This window comes from Promicromonospora kroppenstedtii DSM 19349 (assembly GCF_000515355.1).
GTDB classification, from domain to species: domain Bacteria; phylum Actinomycetota; class Actinomycetes; order Actinomycetales; family Cellulomonadaceae; genus Promicromonospora; species Promicromonospora kroppenstedtii.
On the sequence record NZ_KI911578.1, the window covers coordinates 10,158 to 10,436 of the forward strand.

The following is a 279-nucleotide window of genomic DNA, read 5'->3' on the forward strand; positions in this document are numbered from 1 at the left end:
CGACATGTTCGAGAAGGCGATCGTGCGAGCCCTCCGGCAGCCGCGGCACTTCACCCTCCATAACGCGCCTTTCGACCTCCAGGTCATCGACCACGACTTCGGCGTGACGATCGAGGAGCTCGGCCCCGCGCGTTCGACACGCGCATCATGGCCCACCTCCTCGACCCGCGGCAGCGGCACGAGGGGGGACGGGCCTGAGGCTGAAGGAGCTCGCCGAGATCTACGTCGACCCGACGGTGCCCGACACGGAGAAGGAGCTACACGCGATCTTCCGCAAGG